The organism is Tolypothrix sp. PCC 7712, from assembly GCF_025860405.1.
In the GTDB taxonomy this organism is placed as follows: domain Bacteria; phylum Cyanobacteriota; class Cyanobacteriia; order Cyanobacteriales; family Nostocaceae; genus Aulosira; species Aulosira diplosiphon.
This window is the reverse complement of sequence record NZ_CP063785.1, coordinates 358,603-376,027: the sequence shown is the minus strand read 5'-3', so window position 1 is coordinate 376,027 and position 17,425 is coordinate 358,603. Positions and strand designations below refer to the sequence as shown.

The window sequence follows — 17,425 nt, the reverse complement described above, 5'->3', positions numbered from 1 at the left end:
TAAATTATAATCATAACTTTATTTATCTATCTGGGAATACTAGATCCAGAAATCATCAGATAAGCGCAATATGTTAAGCAACCTTGTTAGTATTCCTGGATATCGCATTAGTGAAGAACTCTACAATGGTTCAAGAACAATAGTTTATCGCGCAGTTAGAGAAAGCGACTCACTACCAGTAGTCATCAAACTACTAAAAAATCCTTATCCCAGCTTTAGCGAACTGTTGTTATTTCGCAATCAATACACCATTGGCAAAAATCTCGACTCACCCCTGATTATTCAAACCTATAGCCTAGAACCGTTTCAAAACGGCTATATGTTAGTCATGGAAGACTTTGGCGGGATTTCTCTCAAGGATTATTTCAGTAAAAATCAGCGTGTCCCATCTTTAGAGGAGTTTTTAGAAATAGCGATCGCACTCTGCGACACCTTAGACTTACTCTACCACGAGCGCATTATTCATAAAGATATTAAACCCAGCAATATCTTAATTAACCCCGACACCAAACAAGTTAAATTAATTGACTTTAGTATTGCTTCTCTTCTACCCAGAGAAACTCAAACCCTAGTTAATCCCAATGTTTTAGAAGGAACAATCGCTTATATATCTCCCGAACAAACAGGGAGAATGAATCGGGGAATTGATTATCGCACAGATTTTTATTCTCTGGGTGTGACATTCTATGAATTACTCATAGGTGAGTTACCCTTTGTATCTCATGATGCGATGGAGTTAGTACATTCTCATATTGCTAAAACTGCACCTTTAGTACATGAAATTAACTCACAAATTCCACCAGCATTATCAGTAATTGTCAACAAATTGATGGCGAAAAATGCTGAAGATAGATATCAAAGTGCGCGGGGATTGAAATTTGATTTAGAAAAATGTCTCAATCAGCTAAGAGAAACTGGTGAAATTCCAAGCTTTGAAATTGCACAGCGTGACTTGTGCGATCGCTTCATCATTCCCGACAAACTTTATGGTAGAGAAGCGGAAGTTCAAACTCTACTAGAAGCATTTGAGAGAGTCAGCCAAGGCGCAACAGAAATGATGCTAGTAGCGGGTTTTTCAGGAATTGGGAAAACAGCCGTTGTTAACGAAGTGCATAAACCAATCCTGAGACAACGCGGCTACTTTATCAAAGGTAAATATGACCAATTCAACCGCAATATTCCCTTCTCTGCATTTGTGCAAGCTTTTCGTGATTTAATGGGGCAATTATTGACTGAAAGTGATATTCAAATTCAGCAATGGAAACATAAAATATTAGATGCTCTTGGTGAAAATGGACAAGTAATCGTTGAAGTAATTCCCGAATTAGAAAATATTATTGGCACACAGCCACCATCTCAAGAATTATCAGGAACAGCCGCCGAGAATCGCTTTAATTTATTATTTCAAAAATTCACCCAAGTCTTTACAACTAAAGAACATCCTTTAGTGATGTTTCTCGATGATTTACAATGGGCTGATTCAGCATCATTAAAGTTAATGCAGCTATTAATGGCTGATACAGGTCATCTTTTCATTATTGGTGCATATCGTGATAACGAAGTTCATCCAGGACATCCATTATTATTGACATTGAGTGAAATTCAAAAAACATCAGCTATTTTTAATAAAATTACTTTAGCGCCCTTGAGTAAAAAACAAGTAAATTACCTTGTCGCTGACACACTAAAATGTTCAGAATATATCGCAGGTAATCTTTCAGGATTAATATTTCAAAAAACTCAAGGCAATCCGTTTTTTGCTACCCAGTTTATTAAAGCATTATATCAGGAAAATATCATTTATTTTGATTTTGAATTGGGCTGTTGGCAATGTGATATTTACCAAGTGACAATGCAAGCAGTTACAGATGATGTTGTGGCTTTTATGAGTTTGCAATTGCGGAAACTGCCCTCATCAACTCAAGAAATATTGCAGTTAGCAGCTTGTATTGGCAATTCTTTTGATTTAGCAACTTTAGCGATTGTTTCCGAACAATCGGAAATTGAAGCAGCAGCCTGTTTATGGAAAGCATTACAAGAAGGGTTGATTGTACCAATTGGTGATGTTTATAAATTTTATGTTGGGCAAGAAACTCTACTACCTCCTTCAGCAAATCAACAGAATGTTGCCTACAAATTTCTACACGATCGCATTCAACAAGCTGCTTATTCCCTAATTCCTGATGAGCAAAAACAGAAAACTCACTATCAAATTGGTCAACTGCTACGGCAACAGATTCATCCAGATGCAAGAGTTGAACGCATTTTTGAAATCGTCAATCAATTAAATTATGGAACTTCTTTAATTAGCGAACAAACACAACGAATAGAACTAGCACAACTGAACCTCATCGCCTGTCGCAAAGCCAAAAATTCTACCGCTTATAAAGCAGCCCGTGAATATGCCACAGTGGGATTATCTTTTTTGGGAGAACAGACTTGGCAACAGCAATATGAAATGAGTCTCACCTTCCATGAACTAGCGGCGGAGGTAGCAATGTTATGCGGTGACTTTGAGGTAATGGAAGAATTGATTGATGCTGTCATCCACCAGACACATTCTTTGCTAGAGCAAGTTAGTGTTTACTGTTTGAGAATTCAAGCCAAAATTTCCCAGCATCAACTTATTGAAGCACTGGCAATTGGGATTGAGCTTCTACAAAAGTTGGGCATAACAATCAACGAATCATCTACACCAGAAGATATTCAACAGTCAATTCAAGAAATTAATAATCTGATTGGAGATAGGAAAATCAAAGATTTCATTCATCTCCCCAGGATGATAGATGATAACATTATTGCTATTTTCCAGATTACCAGTAGCATTATTTCAGCAGCTTACATCTGTGGATCTCCCTTGTTCCCATTATTGACTGCCCTCTCAGTTAAATTATCCCTGACCTATGGAAACATATCTGATTCACCCAAATACTATGCTGGCTATGGCATTGTTATCTGTAATCTTTTACAAGATATAGATTTGGCGACAGAATTTGGCCAGTTAGCATTGGATATGGTCTTAAAATTTGATGCCAAAGTGACTAAACCTGAAGTGTTAATGTTGCAGGGAGGGTTTATTCTCCACCGCAAATCTCACATCAGAGAAACGTTACCACTCTTGAGCGAGAGCTATACAACTGCTCTAGAAGTAGGAAACCTGCAATTTCTTGGAAATGCTGGACATTGTTTCTGCCTGAATGCTTTTTGGTGCGGTCAGCCCCTTACCACTGTAGAACAGGATACACAAAATTACTACAAGGGTTTGATGCAATCTAACCAATTAACAACTGCCAATTACTGCCGCATCTATTGGCAATCTGTGTTAAATTTGCTTGGCTTTGCGAATTACCCTACCATTTTATCTGGTTCAGCACTGCAAGAGACAGAATTTCAGCCACTGCTGCGATCTGCAAATGACCTGTTTGGGTTGTATTACTTCTATTTGTATAAGCTAATGCTTTGCTTTTTGTTTGGGGAATTTGAGCAAGCTAACAACTATACCCTGGAGTGCAGGAACTATTTAATGGCGGCTGGAGGAACAGTCGGTACACCTGTATTTTATTTTTATGATTCTTTGATTGCCATAGCAGAGTTAAGTCAACTCTCAGATGAGGTATCAACAGTATTAGAACGGGTGGAAAAAAATCAAACTCAATTACAGCTATGGGCGCACTATGCACCCATGAATCACCAGCATAAATTTGATTTGGTGGAGGCAGAAAAATGTCGTGTTTTAGGACAAAAAGCCGAAGCAGGTGAACTGTACGATCAGGCAATTTCTGGGGCAAAAGCCAACGAATACATCCAAGAAGAAGCACTAGCTAACGAAATCGCCGCAAAGTTCTACTTAAGTTGGGACAAACAGCGCATAGCACAAGAATATATGATAGAAGCTTACTATGCCTATGCCCGTTGGGGAACAAAAGCCAAAGTTGCCGACTTAGAACAACGCCATCCCCAATTACTCGCGCCTATATTACAGCAAACTCGTGGGGCTTTTTCTGCGAACGAAACTCTCTTTCTCTTGGGGACTGTGACATCCACAAGTTCTTCCAGTTCTAGCAGCAGTGTCTCAGATACCTTAGATTTAACAGCAATTCTGAAAGCATCTCAAACTATATCCGGTGAAATCGAACTAGACAAACTGCTGTCATCATTGCTTTCCATCGTGATTGAAAATGCCGGGGCTGATAAATGTGTGTTAATGCTCTTGCAAGACAATCATTTACTAATTCAAGGTTCAATTACTCAGGGTTCTGAGCCAATTGTGTTGCAAAGTCTTGCCATTGCAGACAGCCCGGATATTCCCCACAAACTCATTTACAAAGTCAAGCATAGTCAACAAACTGTAGTATTGTTGGATGCAACCGCAGATATGAATTTCGCCAACGATCCTTATATTATCCGTCAGCAGCCTCAGAGTGTTTTGTGCAGCCCGATTTTAAATCAAGGTAAATTGCTGGGGATTTTATATCTAGAAAATAATTTAGTGACGGGGGCGTTTAAGAGCGATGGCTCCGCCAACGCCAAGGGCGAACGCATCGAACTACTCAACCTCATCTGCGCCCAAGCCGCAATTTCCCTAGAAAATGCCCAACTTTATCAACGTTCTCAGGAATATGCCCAAGAATTAGAACAAGCATTACATAATTTACAACAAGCCCAATTACAAATCGTCCAAAGTGAAAAAATGTCTGCATTGGGTAACTTAGTTGCTGGTGTCGCTCACGAAATGAATAATCCTTTGGGTTTTCTTGCTGCTACTCTCAAACAAGCTAAACCCACCTTTGCTGATATTATTGAACATTTGAAAATCTATCAACAAACTCTAAGCGATAAAACTGAAGAAATCCTCGACCACGAGTCAGAAATTGACTTGGAATACAGCTTAGAAGACTTGCCTAAAATGCTCGATTCCATGACAATGGCTTGCGATCGGCTCAAAAACATTAGCACTTCTCTACGGACTTTTTCCCGTGCTGATAGAGACTATAAAGTACCATTTAATCTTCATGAAGGCATTAATAGCACAATTTTAATTCTCAAACATCGTCTCAAAGCTAACGAACAATGTCCCGCGATTGAGGTAATTACTAATTACAGTGATTTACCACAAATTGAATGTTTTCCTGGGCAATTAAATCAGGTATTTATGAATATTTTAGCTAATGCCATTGATGCATTAGAGGAATCGAATCACGGACGCAATCTTGAAGAAATTAAAGCTCATCCTAACTCCATTACAATTACTACATCGATAGTAGATAAATACGTAAAAATCTCGATTTTAGATAATGGTAAAGGTATGAGCGAAGAAATAAAACACAAAATCTTTGACCATTTATTTACTACTAAAGCTGTCGGTAAAGGCACAGGTTTAGGTTTGGTTATAGCTAAACAAATTGTCGAAGAAAAACACGGAGGTCAGTTATCTTGCCAATCTATTATCGGTGAAGGTACTGAATTTATCATTGAAATACCAGTGTAAATCTTAGCTTTCACGTTTAGATAAATTCAGCTATCTGGGAATACTAGATTGAGAAATCATCAGAATAAGCGCAATTATGGTTAGCACTCTTGTCAGTATTCCCGGATATCGCATTATTGAAGAACTCTACAATGGTTCGAGAACAATAGTTTATCGCGCAGTTCGAGAAACTGACTCAGTACCAGTAGTCATTAAACTGCTGAAAAATCCCTATCCCAGCTTTAGCGAACTCTTATTATTTCGCAATCAATACACCATTGGTAAAAATCTCAACTCACCCCTGATTATTCAAACCTATAGCCTTGACGCAATCAATAATGGCTATATGTTAGTCATGGAAGACTTTGGCGGAATTTCTCTCAAGGATTATTTTACTAAAAATCAGAGTCTCCCATCTTTAGCGGAATTTTTAGCGATTGCGATCGCACTCTGCGACACCCTCAACTTACTCTATCATGAGCGCATTATTCATAAAGATATTAAACCCAGCAATATCTTAATCAATCCCGAAACCAAACAAATTAAATTAATTGACTTTAGTATTGCTTCTCTTCTACCCAGAGAAACCCAAACCCTCATTAAAACTAATGTCTTAGAAGGAACATTAGCTTACATTTCTCCAGAACAAACAGGGAGAATGAACCGAGTAATTGATTACCGAACAGACTTCTATTCACTGGGTGTAAATCTTTATGAATTACTCACAGGGGAGTTACCCTTTGCATCTAGTGACCCGATGGAATTAGTGCATTGTCATATCGCCAAAACAGCACCATTAGTACATAAAATTAACCCACAAATTCCTTCTATACTGTCAGCAATTGTCAGCAAATTGATGGCGAAAAATGCTGAAGATAGATATCAAAGTGCATTGGGATTAAAATATGATTTAGAAAATTGTTTATCGCAACTCCAAGAAACTGGTGAGATAGAGGACTTTGCAATTGCTACTAGGGATGTGTGCGATCGCTTCATCATTCCTGATAAACTCTATGGACGAGACACGGAAGTACAAACCTTACTGCTAGCCTTTGAGCGTGTCAGTCAAGGCACAACAGAAATGATGCTGGTGGCTGGTTTTTCGGGAATTGGAAAAACAGCCGTTGTTAATGAAGTGCATAAACCAATTGTTAGACAACGCGGTTATTTTATTAAAGGTAAATACGACCAATTTAATCGCAATATTCCTTTAAGTGCATTTGTGCAAGCATTCCGCGATTTAATGGGGCAATTATTAACCGAAAGTGAAGCTAAAATTCAGCAATGGAAACACAAAATATTAGAGGCTGTGGGTGACAATGGTCAAGTAATCATTGAAGTTATACCCGAACTAGCTAGAATTATTGGCGAACAACCCCCAGCAGTAGAATTATCAGGAACAGAGGCCGAAAATCGCTTTAACTTATTATTTCAAAAATTTACCCAAGTATTTACCAGTGTTGAACATCCCTTAGTGATGTTTTTAGATGATTTGCAATGGGCAGATTCAGCATCACTGAAGTTAATGCAGTTATTAATAACTGATACCAGTCATCTATTATTAATTGCTGCATACCGAGATAACGAAGTCCCACCAGGACATCCATTAATGTTGACTTTGAGTGATATTCAAAAAAAACAGGCCAAGATTAATACAATTACTTTAGCAGCACTAACTCAAAAAAAAGTAAATCAGTTAGTGGCTGATACACTCAAGTGTGCAGAAGAACTAGCAGAACATCTTTCAGAATTAATCTATCAAAAGACTAAAGGAAATCCATTTTTTGCCACACAGTTTCTCAAAGCATTACATGAAGATGGATTAATTCAATTTAACTTTGAGTTAGGCTGTTGGCAATGTGATATTGCCCAGGTAAAAACTCAAGCAGTGACAGATGATGTGGTTGCTTTTATGAGTTTGCAACTACAAAAACTACCTTTATCAACTCAATCTGTATTGCAGTTAGCCGCTTGTATTGGCAACTCCTTTGATTTAAATACTTTAGCCATTGTTTCACAACAATCTCAAATTGAAACAGCATCTGCTTTGTGGAAAGCATTACAAGAAGGTTTGATTTTACCTGTGAATGATGTTTATAAGTTTTATGTCGGACAAGCAACCCAATCACAGACATTAGAAAATCAAGAAACTGTCACCTACAAATTTTTACATGACCGCGTACAACAAGCAGCTTATTCACTAATTGCTGATGAGGAAAAACAAAGCACTCACCTGCAAATAGGTCAACTATTATTACAAAATTCTCCCCCCAGCGAAAGGGAAGAACGATTATTTGATATTGTCAATCATTTAAATTTCGGTATTGCTCTAGTTACCACACTTCCAGAGCGAGAACATTTAGCTGAATTAAATCTTGCGGCGGGACGCAAAGCTAAAACAGCCAACGCCCATAGTGCAGCCATTAACTATTTAGGTATAGGGATAGAACTGTTACCTGCAACTGCTTGGGAAAGTCATTATCCCCTGACTCTGGCACTGTATGAAGAAATTGCGGAAGCCAGCTATGTCAAAACCGATTTTGAGCAGATGGAACAGTGGGCTAGTGTGGTATTGCAACAAGCTCATACGTTGCTGGATACGATCAAAGTCCAACAAGCTAGGATTTTAGGTGCTAAAGCTCAGGGGCAATTCTTATATGCCGTTGAGATTGGATTACAGGTGTTACGCTCTTTGGGAATTGAATTTCCCGAACAACCCAATGAGGCAGATATTGGACAGGCTTTTGCTCTAACGCGATCGCTCTGGGCAGATAAATCACCTCTAGAATTGCTCGATCTACCAACTATGAGCAATCCACATCTGTTAGCGGCGATGGAGCTTTTGACAGTTCTTGTCCCTGCTGCTTATATGGGTTCTCCTAACTTCATGCCATTAATGATTGGTAAGCAAATCGAATTATCTATCCAGTCTGGTAATTGCCCTAGTTCTATATTTTCTTATGTCGATTATGGCTTAGTGCTGTGTGGTATTGTTGGCGATATTGACAACGGTTATTTATTTGGTGAGTTAGCTTTGAGCCTCTTAGAGCGAATTCAACTGAGTCGCTTTAAATCGAGAAGTTGGTATGTGGTTTATCACTTCATCAAACATTGGAAAACTCCCTTAGCTGAAATTTTACTGCCATTGCAAGAAGCTTATAGCAGTGGGTTAGAAACTGGAGAGGTAGAAACGGCTTGTTTTAATGCAGCAGCATATTGTTATTACAGCTATCACACAGGGCAGGAATTAACCGAACTTGCCCAGAAGATGAATACCTATCTTCATACTATTCATCAATACAAGCAAACAGGAACAGGCTATTGGCTAGAAATTTATCAACAAACTGTATTCAATTTATTGGGACGCGCAGAAGTACCATATCACCTGATTGGGACAATATTTGATTTGCACAAATCTCTTCCCGAACTGCAAGCGACTAATCAACGCAGTGCTTTGCTGATGGCGCACCTCAACCAAATGTTTCTCTATTATTTGTTTGGGAAGGAAGCGGAAGCTATTGAGTCATCTGCCCAAGCTGCCCAATACATAGACGGTGGGGTAGCAATGTTTGTCATTCCCCTTTACTCTTTTTATGATGCGCTGATTCAATTAACCCAGTATGCAGCAGCATCCACAAAAGAGCGTCAGACAATCTTGCTACGAGTACAACAACATCAAGACAAATTACAACATTGGGCAACTTTGGCTGCTTGTAATCATCGCCATCGCTGGGAATTAGTTGCAGCCGAACATTACCGGGTATTAGGTAACAAAATTGAGGCGATTGAATGTTACGATCGCGCTATTTTCTTAGCCAAAGAAAACAAATTTATTCAGGATGAAGCTTTAGCTAACGAACTGGCTGCCAAATTTTATCTCGATTGGAGTAGAGAAAAATTTGCCCTTTTGTATATGCAGGAAGCTTATTATTGTTATAGTCATTGGGGAGCAAAAGCGAAAGTAGAGGATTTAGAAAAACGTTATCCCCAGCTACTCAAAACGATCATCGAACAAAGACAGATTAACCTTAATCCTTGGGAAACTATTACCTCTGTTACCCTTCCTGTAAAATTTGTATCTGATCAAAGTGACAAAACTGGTACTAGTATTGCCGATGTCCTAGATTTTAACAGTATACTCAAAGCAGCTCAAACTATTTCTAGCAAAATCGAATTAGATGAGTTAATTACTAACCTCACCCAAATTATTCTCCAAAATTCTGGGGCTGATAAGTCTGCATTAATTCTCAATCAGGATGATGTTTTACAAATTCGTGCCATTACCTCAATTAATGAGCAAATAAATTCTCTACAAACAACAATTGCCACACAATTACTTGATGATTGTCGAGATGTCCCTGTCAAGATGATTAATTATGTCAAAAATACTCAACAAACAATCGTTATAGATAATTGCCAAACAGATTTCCCTGGGCTAATTGCAGAATATATGCTCACATATCAACCCCAGAGTGTCTTATGTACACCCATTATTAATCAAGGTAATTTGGTAGGCATACTCTATCTTGAAAGTCGTGCAGCAGCAGGAGTATTTACTAAAGAACGTTTACAAGTTATTCAGATACTTTCTGCTCAAGCAGCCATAGCATTAGAAAATGCTCGGCTTTACCAACAAATGCAAGAAGCGATGGAAAAAGCATTACTCAATCAAATTTCAATTGATCAAACAAATGTTTCTGTCTGGTGGATTGAGCCAGATGGTCGGATTTTTTATGTAAATGATGCTACTTGCAAAGGTTTGGGATATCGTAAAGAAGAGATGATTAGTAAATACATTTTTGACTTCGATCCTGTTTTTCCGAAAGAATCATGGCCGGAGCATTGGCAAGATATTTGTCAACAAGGTTCGTTTACTATTGAAAGCTACCATCGCCATAAATCTGGCAATATTTATCCTGTTGAAGTCACTGTTAACTATGTAAAATTTAAAGACAAGGAATACAATTTTGTGTTTACTAAAGATATTAGTGAACGCAAGCAAGCCGAAGCTGAAATTCTCCAAAAGTCACAAGAATTAACTAAAGCTTTGCAGAATTTACAACAAGCAAATTTACAAATTGTCCAAAGTGAAAAAATGTCTGCATTGGGTAATCTTGTTGCGGGGGTTGCTCATGAAATGAATAATCCTCTGGGTTTTATTTATGCCACACTACAACAAACTAAACCTGCGTTGACAGATATTGTCCAACATCTGCAACTATATCAAGAAACTCTACCAAATCCCAGTGATAAAATTAGAAACCATGCTCAGGAAATTGATTTAGATTATAGCTTAGAAGATTTACCTCAGATGCTTGATGCAATGGTCATGGCTTGCGATCGCCTAAAAAATATCAGCACCAGTCTTCGTACTTTCTCAAGGGCAGATAAAGATTACAAAGTCCTGTTTAATATTCATGAAGGCATCGACAGTACAATTTTAATTCTCAAACATCGTCTCAAAGCTAATGAACAACGTCCAGCGATAAAAGTCTTGACTGAGTATGGTGATTTACCCCAAGTTGAATGTTTTCCTGGGCAATTAAATCAGGTATTTATGAATATTCTTGCCAATGCCATTGATGCTTTAGATGAATCGAATCACGGACGGAGTTTTGAGGACATTAAAGTTAATTCTAACTCCATTACAATTACCACATCAATAGTAGATAAATACGTCAAAATTTCAATTGCAGATAATGGTAAGGGGATGAGCGAAGAAGTAAAACACAAAATCTTTGACCATTTATTTACTACTAAAGCTGTCGGTAAAGGTACAGGCTTAGGGCTGGCTATAGCTAAAAAAATTGTCGAAGAAACCCACGGTGGGAAGTTGTCTTGCCAATCTACCCTCAGTAAAGGTACTGCATTTATTATTGAAATCCCTGTGTAAATTGTACATTCAATTTATAAATAAATTCGTCTATCTGGGAATACTAGATTGAGAAAATAACAAATGAGCGTAATATGGTTAGCACTCTTGTCAGTATTCCTGGATATCGCATTAGTGAAAAAATTTACAATGGTTCGAGAACAATAGTTTATCGCGCAGTTCGGGAAAGCGACTCAGTAGCAGTAGTCATAAAACTACTAAAAAATCCCTATCCCAGCTTTAGCGAATTGTTACTATTTCGTAATCAATACACCATTGGTAAAAATCTCCACTCACCTCTAATTATCCAAACCTATAGCCTGGAAGCTTTGCAAAATGGCTATATGTTAGTTATGGAAGACTTTGGGGGAATTTCTCTCAAGGATTATTTTACAAAAAATCAGAGTGTTACATCTTTAGAGGAGTTTTTAGTTTTAGCGATCGCACTCTGTGACATCCTCGACTTACTCTACCATGAGCGAATTATTCATAAAGATATCAAACCCAGCTATCTTAATTAACCCCCAAACCAAACAAGTTAAATTAATCGACTTTAGTATCGCATCACTATTACCCAGAGAAACCCAAACCCTAGTTAACCCCAACGTTTTAGAAGGGACACTCGCTTACATTTCTCCAGAACAAACCGGGAGAATGAATCGGGGTATTGACTATCGCACAGATTTTTATTCCTTGGGTGTAACTTTTTATGAATTGCTCACAGGAGAATTACCATTTGCATCAAATGACCCAATGGAATTGGTACATTCCCATCTTGCGAAAATTCTGCCATTAATACATACAATTAATCCGCACATCCCTACTGCTATCTCAAAAATTGTCAGCAAGTTGATGGCGAAAAATGCTGAAGATAGATATCAAAGTGCCTTGGGATTAAAATTTGATTTAGAAGAATGTCTCTTTCATCTCAGAGAAACTGGTGAGATTAGAGACTTTGAAATTGCGAGTCGGGATGTGTGCGATCGCTTCATCATTCCCGATAAACTGTATGGCAGAGACAAGGAAGTTAAAACCCTACTAGAAGCATTTGAGAGAGTAAGTCAGGGTGTAACCGAAATGATTCTGGTGGCTGGCTTTTCGGGAATTGGGAAAACCGCCGTCGTCAACGAAGTGCATAAACCCATTGTCAGACAGCGCGGCTATTTTATTAAAGGTAAATATGACCAGTTTCAAAGGAATATTCCTTTCAGTGCCTTTGTCCAAGCATTCCGCGATTTAATGGGGCAATTATTGACTGAAAGTGATGTACAAATTCAGCAATGGCGAAATAAAATATTAGAGGCTGTTGGAGACAATGGACAAGTCATTATTGAAGTAATTCCCGAACTAGAAAACATTATTGGTATACAACCCCCAGCTACAGAACTATCAGGAACAGCCGCCCAAAATCGCTTTAATTTATTATTTCAAAAATTCACCCAAGTCTTTACCAGCAAAGAACATCCCTTAGTGATGTTTTTGGATGACTTACAGTGGGCTGATTCTGCATCACTTAAGTTAATGCAGCTATTAATGGCTGATACCAAGCATCTTTTCATTATTGGAGCCTACCGTGATAACGAAGTCAGTCACGGACATCCATTATTGATGACATTGAGTGAAATTCAAAAGACGCAAGCCACAATTAACACAATTACTTTAGCACCATTAAGTAATGTACAAGTAAATAAATTAGTAGCTGACACACTTAAATGTCCAGAAGAAGTAGCATGGAATATTTCTGTATTAATCTATCAAAAAACAGCAGGTAATCCATTTTTTACTAGCCAATTTATTAAAACATTATATCAAGATGGACTGATTCAATTTGATTTTGGCTTAGGCTGTTGGCAATGTGATATTTCCCAAGTAACAATGCAAGCGGTGACAGATGATGTTGTGGCTTTTATGAGCTTGCAATTACGGAAACTGCCGTCATCAACACAAGAAATCATCAAACTGGCAGCAGCAGTATGAAATGAGTCTTGCATACCATGAAATAGCAGTGGAATTCGCCATGCTGAGTGGTGAGTTTGAGGTGATGGAACAGTTGATTGATACTGTGATCCAATAGACACATTCTTTACTAGAGAAAGTTAATGTTTACCGTTTTAGAATTCAAGCCAAAACTTCCCATCGCCAACTCATTGAAGTGCTGGAAATTGGGATTGAGCTTCTGCAAAATTTGGGTGCACAAATCAACGAATCACCCACACCAGCAGATATTCAACAGTCAATTCAAGAAATTATTGACCTGATTGGCGATCGCCAAGTTGCAGATTTTGTGAACCTCCAGGTGATGACAGATGCAAACAAAATTGCCATTGCCCAGATTGCTAGCAGCATTATGTCAGCAGCGTTCACTAGTGGATCTCCTTTATATCCATTACTAGCTACTTTTTTAGTCAAATTATTCCTCCAATACGGCAATATATCTATTTCTGCAACTAACTATGCTTGCTATAGTTTGGTTGTTTGTAATATGCAACAAAATATAGATTTGGCGGCACAATTTGGGCAATTGTCATTGAATGTGGTATCAAAATTTGATGATAAAACAACTAAACCAGAAGTCTTTTTTCTACTAGGTTGTTTTATTCTCCACCGTACATCTCACCTCAAAGAAACATTAACCCTCTTGCGTGAAGGTTACACACTGGGGCTAGAGGTTGGCAACCTGGAATACGCCGGATATATAGCAATCCTAAATGATTTGTGAAATATTACATGCATGGTTGTTGACTGTTAACCGTTGACAGTCAACAGTCAACAGCCAAAACCGATATTTTTCACAACTGAAATAGGATTGTTATATAGGACTTATATTTGATTAACAACGGGGAAAAAGGCAAAGAAATTGCTTGTGATGGGGATTTAAAGCCCCATCAAGGCTTACCATGTAAAGTACTGACCTAAAGCGGTTTTTGAGTTGGTATACCCACAGCACGGGGAAAGTTAGCTGGCGTAGCTGCTACCTTACGCAGGTATAAACAGTGACGAATACTGTCACTCAGAGGAGTAGTAAATTGTTCTATCGCTGCAATTATCCCACCTAACTGAGCAACAGCATTTTGCAGATCTGTTGTTTCTTCTTCAGTCCAATTCCCTCGGTAAATAACTGCTAAACCTCCAACCTTCAGTAATGGTAGGGCATATTCTGCACAGACAGAAGCAGATCCAACAGCGCGGATTGTCGCCACATCATAACTTTGTCGATGCTGGCGTTGCTGGCCGATTTCTTCAACTCTACCGACAAGAGTTTTGATATTACTCAAACCCAGTGTAGTCAAGATTTTTTCAATAAAAGTAACTTTTTTGCGAGTTGAATCGAGCAGCGTAATTTTACAATTAGCAGATGCGATCGCGATAGGAATCCCTGGAAAACCAGCACCCGTACCAATATCAATCACAGATGCACCCGCTGCTAGAGAATCAATAAATTGCTGCTGTGGCGCAATTCCCCGCAGCGAATCCCAAAGATGCTTCTCCCAAAATTCTTCAGGTTCAGTAATGCGAGTTAAATTAAACTGACTGTTCCCTTCCAGAATTAATTCATAAAGCTGCTGGAATTGTAACTGCTGTTGAGTATTTGGTTGCCAATTGAGAGTTTTTTGCCAGATTTCTGCCATTTCAGGCAATATGTTAGTCATTTGTCATTTGTCATTTGTCATTAGGCATTGGGCATTGGGCATTGGGCATGGGTAATTGGTAATGAGTAGTGAGTCATGAGTAGTGAGTCATGAGTCATGAGTCATGAGTAATGGCTATTCTCCCCTACACCCCTGCTCCCTCATCTCCCTCATCTTCCTCATCCCCCTCATCTCCCAGTCCCCATTACCCCTTATCCCCAGAGGGGGCCCCGAGTTCCCCAGTCCCCAGTACCCAGTCCCCAATCACACCGCCGGCTGGGGTTCTTGAACTTTAGCTTTCAATACCTCGGGATCGACAGATTTGAGTTCACCGTGGTTGAGTGTCCAACAGGAATCTGCGATCGCTAACATATCTCCAGCGTCGTGTGTAACGACAAACAATGTCCAATCTTTCTTCAGCTTTGCCAATAAACTGACTAACTGCCGACGCATTGACCAGTCTAACCCGGCTGTTGGTTCGTCTAATAATAATAAATTTGGCTGGCGAATTAACTGTACCGCCAAAGCTAAACGTCGCTGTTGTCCACCACTCAATGCATGGGGTGATGCTGATAGTGATAAATGCTCTAATCCTACTTCGCTTAATGCTTGCCTAACTCGCTCTGACCCTAGTTCTGGATGCCCTAAGCGTAATTCTTCTAAAATTGTACCGCCGCAGAAGTGCCGTTCTGGGAACTGAAATACTAACCCAGCTAATTGTTGTAGCTGTTCGGAAATCAGTTCTTGTTCGCGCCAGAACACTGCGCCGGATGTAGGTTCAGCTAGTCCAGATAAAATTTCCAATAAAGTACTTTTACCAGAACCGCTAGGGCCAATAATCAAACCCAGCTGTTGCGGTGCTAATTCCAAGTTAATTCCTTTGAGAATCGCTGTGGGGCTGGCTGTTGGGTGATAAACCAGATTTCTAAGATAGAGCATTTGTTAAGATTACCAAAAAGTTGGCGAATAACTGAATCGATGACGCTTAACTACACGCAGAGCAATTAAAAATTTCCCAAAACATTCATAACGCATAACCTGCCTAAAAACCTAATTTCACTGCTAGAGTCATGTACTTGTAACTAGGAGTTACAAGCCTATCTAGCTCAAGTTTTAACACTAAAACAAAAGCCAACCTTCTACTTTTCTCCATTGTGGCAAACTTCCCCCTGAAGAATGGCTACAAGCTTGATGGGAACCTGCAAAAATTAGAGAGGTCGAACTATGTAGAAAATGCTGGCAAAAATCAACCTAAGTACAGATTAATCATTTTTTTGCATTTTAGGTAACATAAACAACTATTTCAACCGCAATTATTCTGAGGGTTACAATGACAAAATGGTTTTCTGCTCCTCAAGCAATTGTGTTTGCGAGAGTCACTAAGATTGCTCAGACAACTTTTGCTGCTGCGATCGCATTCAATTTGGGAATGAACCCAACGCTGGCTGGCGATCCTTTCCGTCCTGACAAACCTCATGAAATTGGGGATAAAACCGAAGCGGCTTTTAAAGCGGTTTTTCAAAAAGGCAACTATCAAGAAGCAGAACGTTACTTAAATCAAGCGATATCCAGCGAACCGAATGAACCTCTAGCCTATGCGATGAAGGCATCTCTAGCCTATGCCAACAAAGATTTCACTTCATTAGACACATACAGTAAAAAAACCCTCGAAACCGGACAAAAATTAATTGAGAAAGACCCACTGCGCGGTAATTTATACACAGCAGTAGGGAATTTCCTAGAGGGAGCAACGATGATCACCCGTGAAGGTGCAGGTGGTGCAGCACAAGCCTTAAGTCGCTTGCGGCAAGTTTACCAATATTTAGATAAAGCAGAAGCAGTTTCAGCCAACGATCCAGAAGTAAACCTCATTAGAGGCTATATGGATTTGCTACTCGCCGTAAACCTGCCTTTTTCTAACCCAGACGAAGCGATTCAACGGCTAGAAAACAATGCTGCTCCTAAATATTTAGCAGATCGGGGGATTGCCCTTGGCTACCGAGATTTAAAAAATTACTCTCAAGCCCTAGAGTACGCCAATCGTGCCTTAAAAAGCACATCTGAAAACCCAGAATTATATTATCTCAAAGCCCAAATCCTCCACGCCCAAGGTAAAAGAGACAACAACCGAGAATTAATTAAAGAAGCGATCGCCAACTTCGACACCGCCTTAAGCAAAAAATCCCAACTCCCAGCCAGCTTAGTCCAACAAATCGAATCCGAACGCAACAATGCGAATAATCGGTTGAAGAGTTTTAGTTAGGAAATGGGCATTGGGCATTGGGCATTGGGCATTGGGCATTGCTAGTTGGGTGTTTGGTATTTGGTATTGTCTACCTCATCCCCCTCATCTCCCTCATCTCCCCAATCCCCAATCCCTAATCCTCAGTCCCCAATCCCCAATCCCCAGTTCCCAATCCCCAATCCTGATATGCTTATTTTCAGAAAACTGTAACG

At 39.2% G+C, this 17,425-nt stretch carries 6 protein-coding genes and 1 pseudogene; 5 read left to right on the top strand and 2 right to left on the bottom strand.

The features are described 5' to 3' along the window. Positions 1-70 precede the first annotated feature (70 nt). The 4 genes and pseudogenes from HGR01_RS01440 (at position 71) to HGR01_RS41890 (ending at position 14,058) form a co-directional block, all read left to right on the top strand. On the top strand, positions 71-5,488 hold the full coding sequence (locus tag HGR01_RS01440) for an ATP-binding sensor histidine kinase (RefSeq protein ID WP_045869968.1): 5,418 nt from the start codon (positions 71-73) through the stop codon (positions 5,486-5,488). A gap of 76 nt (positions 5,489-5,564) precedes the next feature. After that, positions 5,565-11,360: an ATP-binding sensor histidine kinase gene (locus tag HGR01_RS01435; RefSeq protein ID WP_045869967.1), complete on the top strand. Its 5,796-nt coding sequence runs from the start codon at positions 5,565-5,567 to the stop codon at positions 11,358-11,360. A gap of 74 nt (positions 11,361-11,434) precedes the next feature. Then, positions 11,435-13,313: pseudogene (locus tag HGR01_RS01430) on the top strand (ATP-binding protein); the annotation flags it as partial. Positions 13,314-13,491: 178 nt separating this feature from the next. After that, complete coding sequence (locus tag HGR01_RS41890; protein WP_052335160.1) at positions 13,492-14,058, top strand: hypothetical protein; 567 nt, start codon at positions 13,492-13,494, stop codon at positions 14,056-14,058. 193 nt (positions 14,059-14,251) lie between these two features. Here HGR01_RS41890 and rsmG read toward each other — a convergent pair whose 3' ends face one another. Next, complete coding sequence (gene rsmG / locus HGR01_RS01425; RefSeq protein WP_045869966.1) at positions 14,252-14,989, bottom strand: 16S rRNA (guanine(527)-N(7))-methyltransferase RsmG; 738 nt, start codon at positions 14,987-14,989, stop codon at positions 14,252-14,254. 243 nt (positions 14,990-15,232) lie between these two features. Beyond that, positions 15,233-15,907, bottom strand: coding sequence for an ABC transporter ATP-binding protein (locus tag HGR01_RS01420; RefSeq protein WP_045869965.1), 675 nt, complete (start codon positions 15,905-15,907; stop codon positions 15,233-15,235). A 391-nt stretch (positions 15,908-16,298) separates the two neighbouring features. Between HGR01_RS01420 and HGR01_RS01415 the strand changes: the two genes are divergently transcribed. Beyond that, the gene (locus HGR01_RS01415; RefSeq protein WP_045869964.1) at positions 16,299-17,231 is read left to right on the top strand and encodes a Sll0314/Alr1548 family TPR repeat-containing protein; all 933 of its coding nucleotides are present in this window, start codon (positions 16,299-16,301) and stop codon (positions 17,229-17,231) included. The last annotated feature ends 194 nt before the right edge of the window (positions 17,232-17,425 follow it).

Excerpts from the sequence above, each read along its gene's own strand:
- HGR01_RS01415 (WP_045869964.1), top strand. The coding sequence starts at position 16,299 with ATGACAAAATGGTTTTCTGCTCCTCAAGCAATTGTGTTTGCGAGAGTC.
- HGR01_RS01440 (WP_045869968.1), top strand. The coding sequence starts at position 71 with ATGTTAAGCAACCTTGTTAGTATTCCTGGATATCGCATTAGTGAAGAA.
- rsmG (WP_045869966.1), bottom strand. The coding sequence starts at position 14,989 with ATGACTAACATATTGCCTGAAATGGCAGAAATCTGGCAAAAAACTCTC.
- HGR01_RS01420 (WP_045869965.1), bottom strand. The coding sequence starts at position 15,907 with ATGCTCTATCTTAGAAATCTGGTTTATCACCCAACAGCCAGCCCCACA.
- HGR01_RS01435 (WP_045869967.1), top strand. The coding sequence starts at position 5,565 with ATGGTTAGCACTCTTGTCAGTATTCCCGGATATCGCATTATTGAAGAA.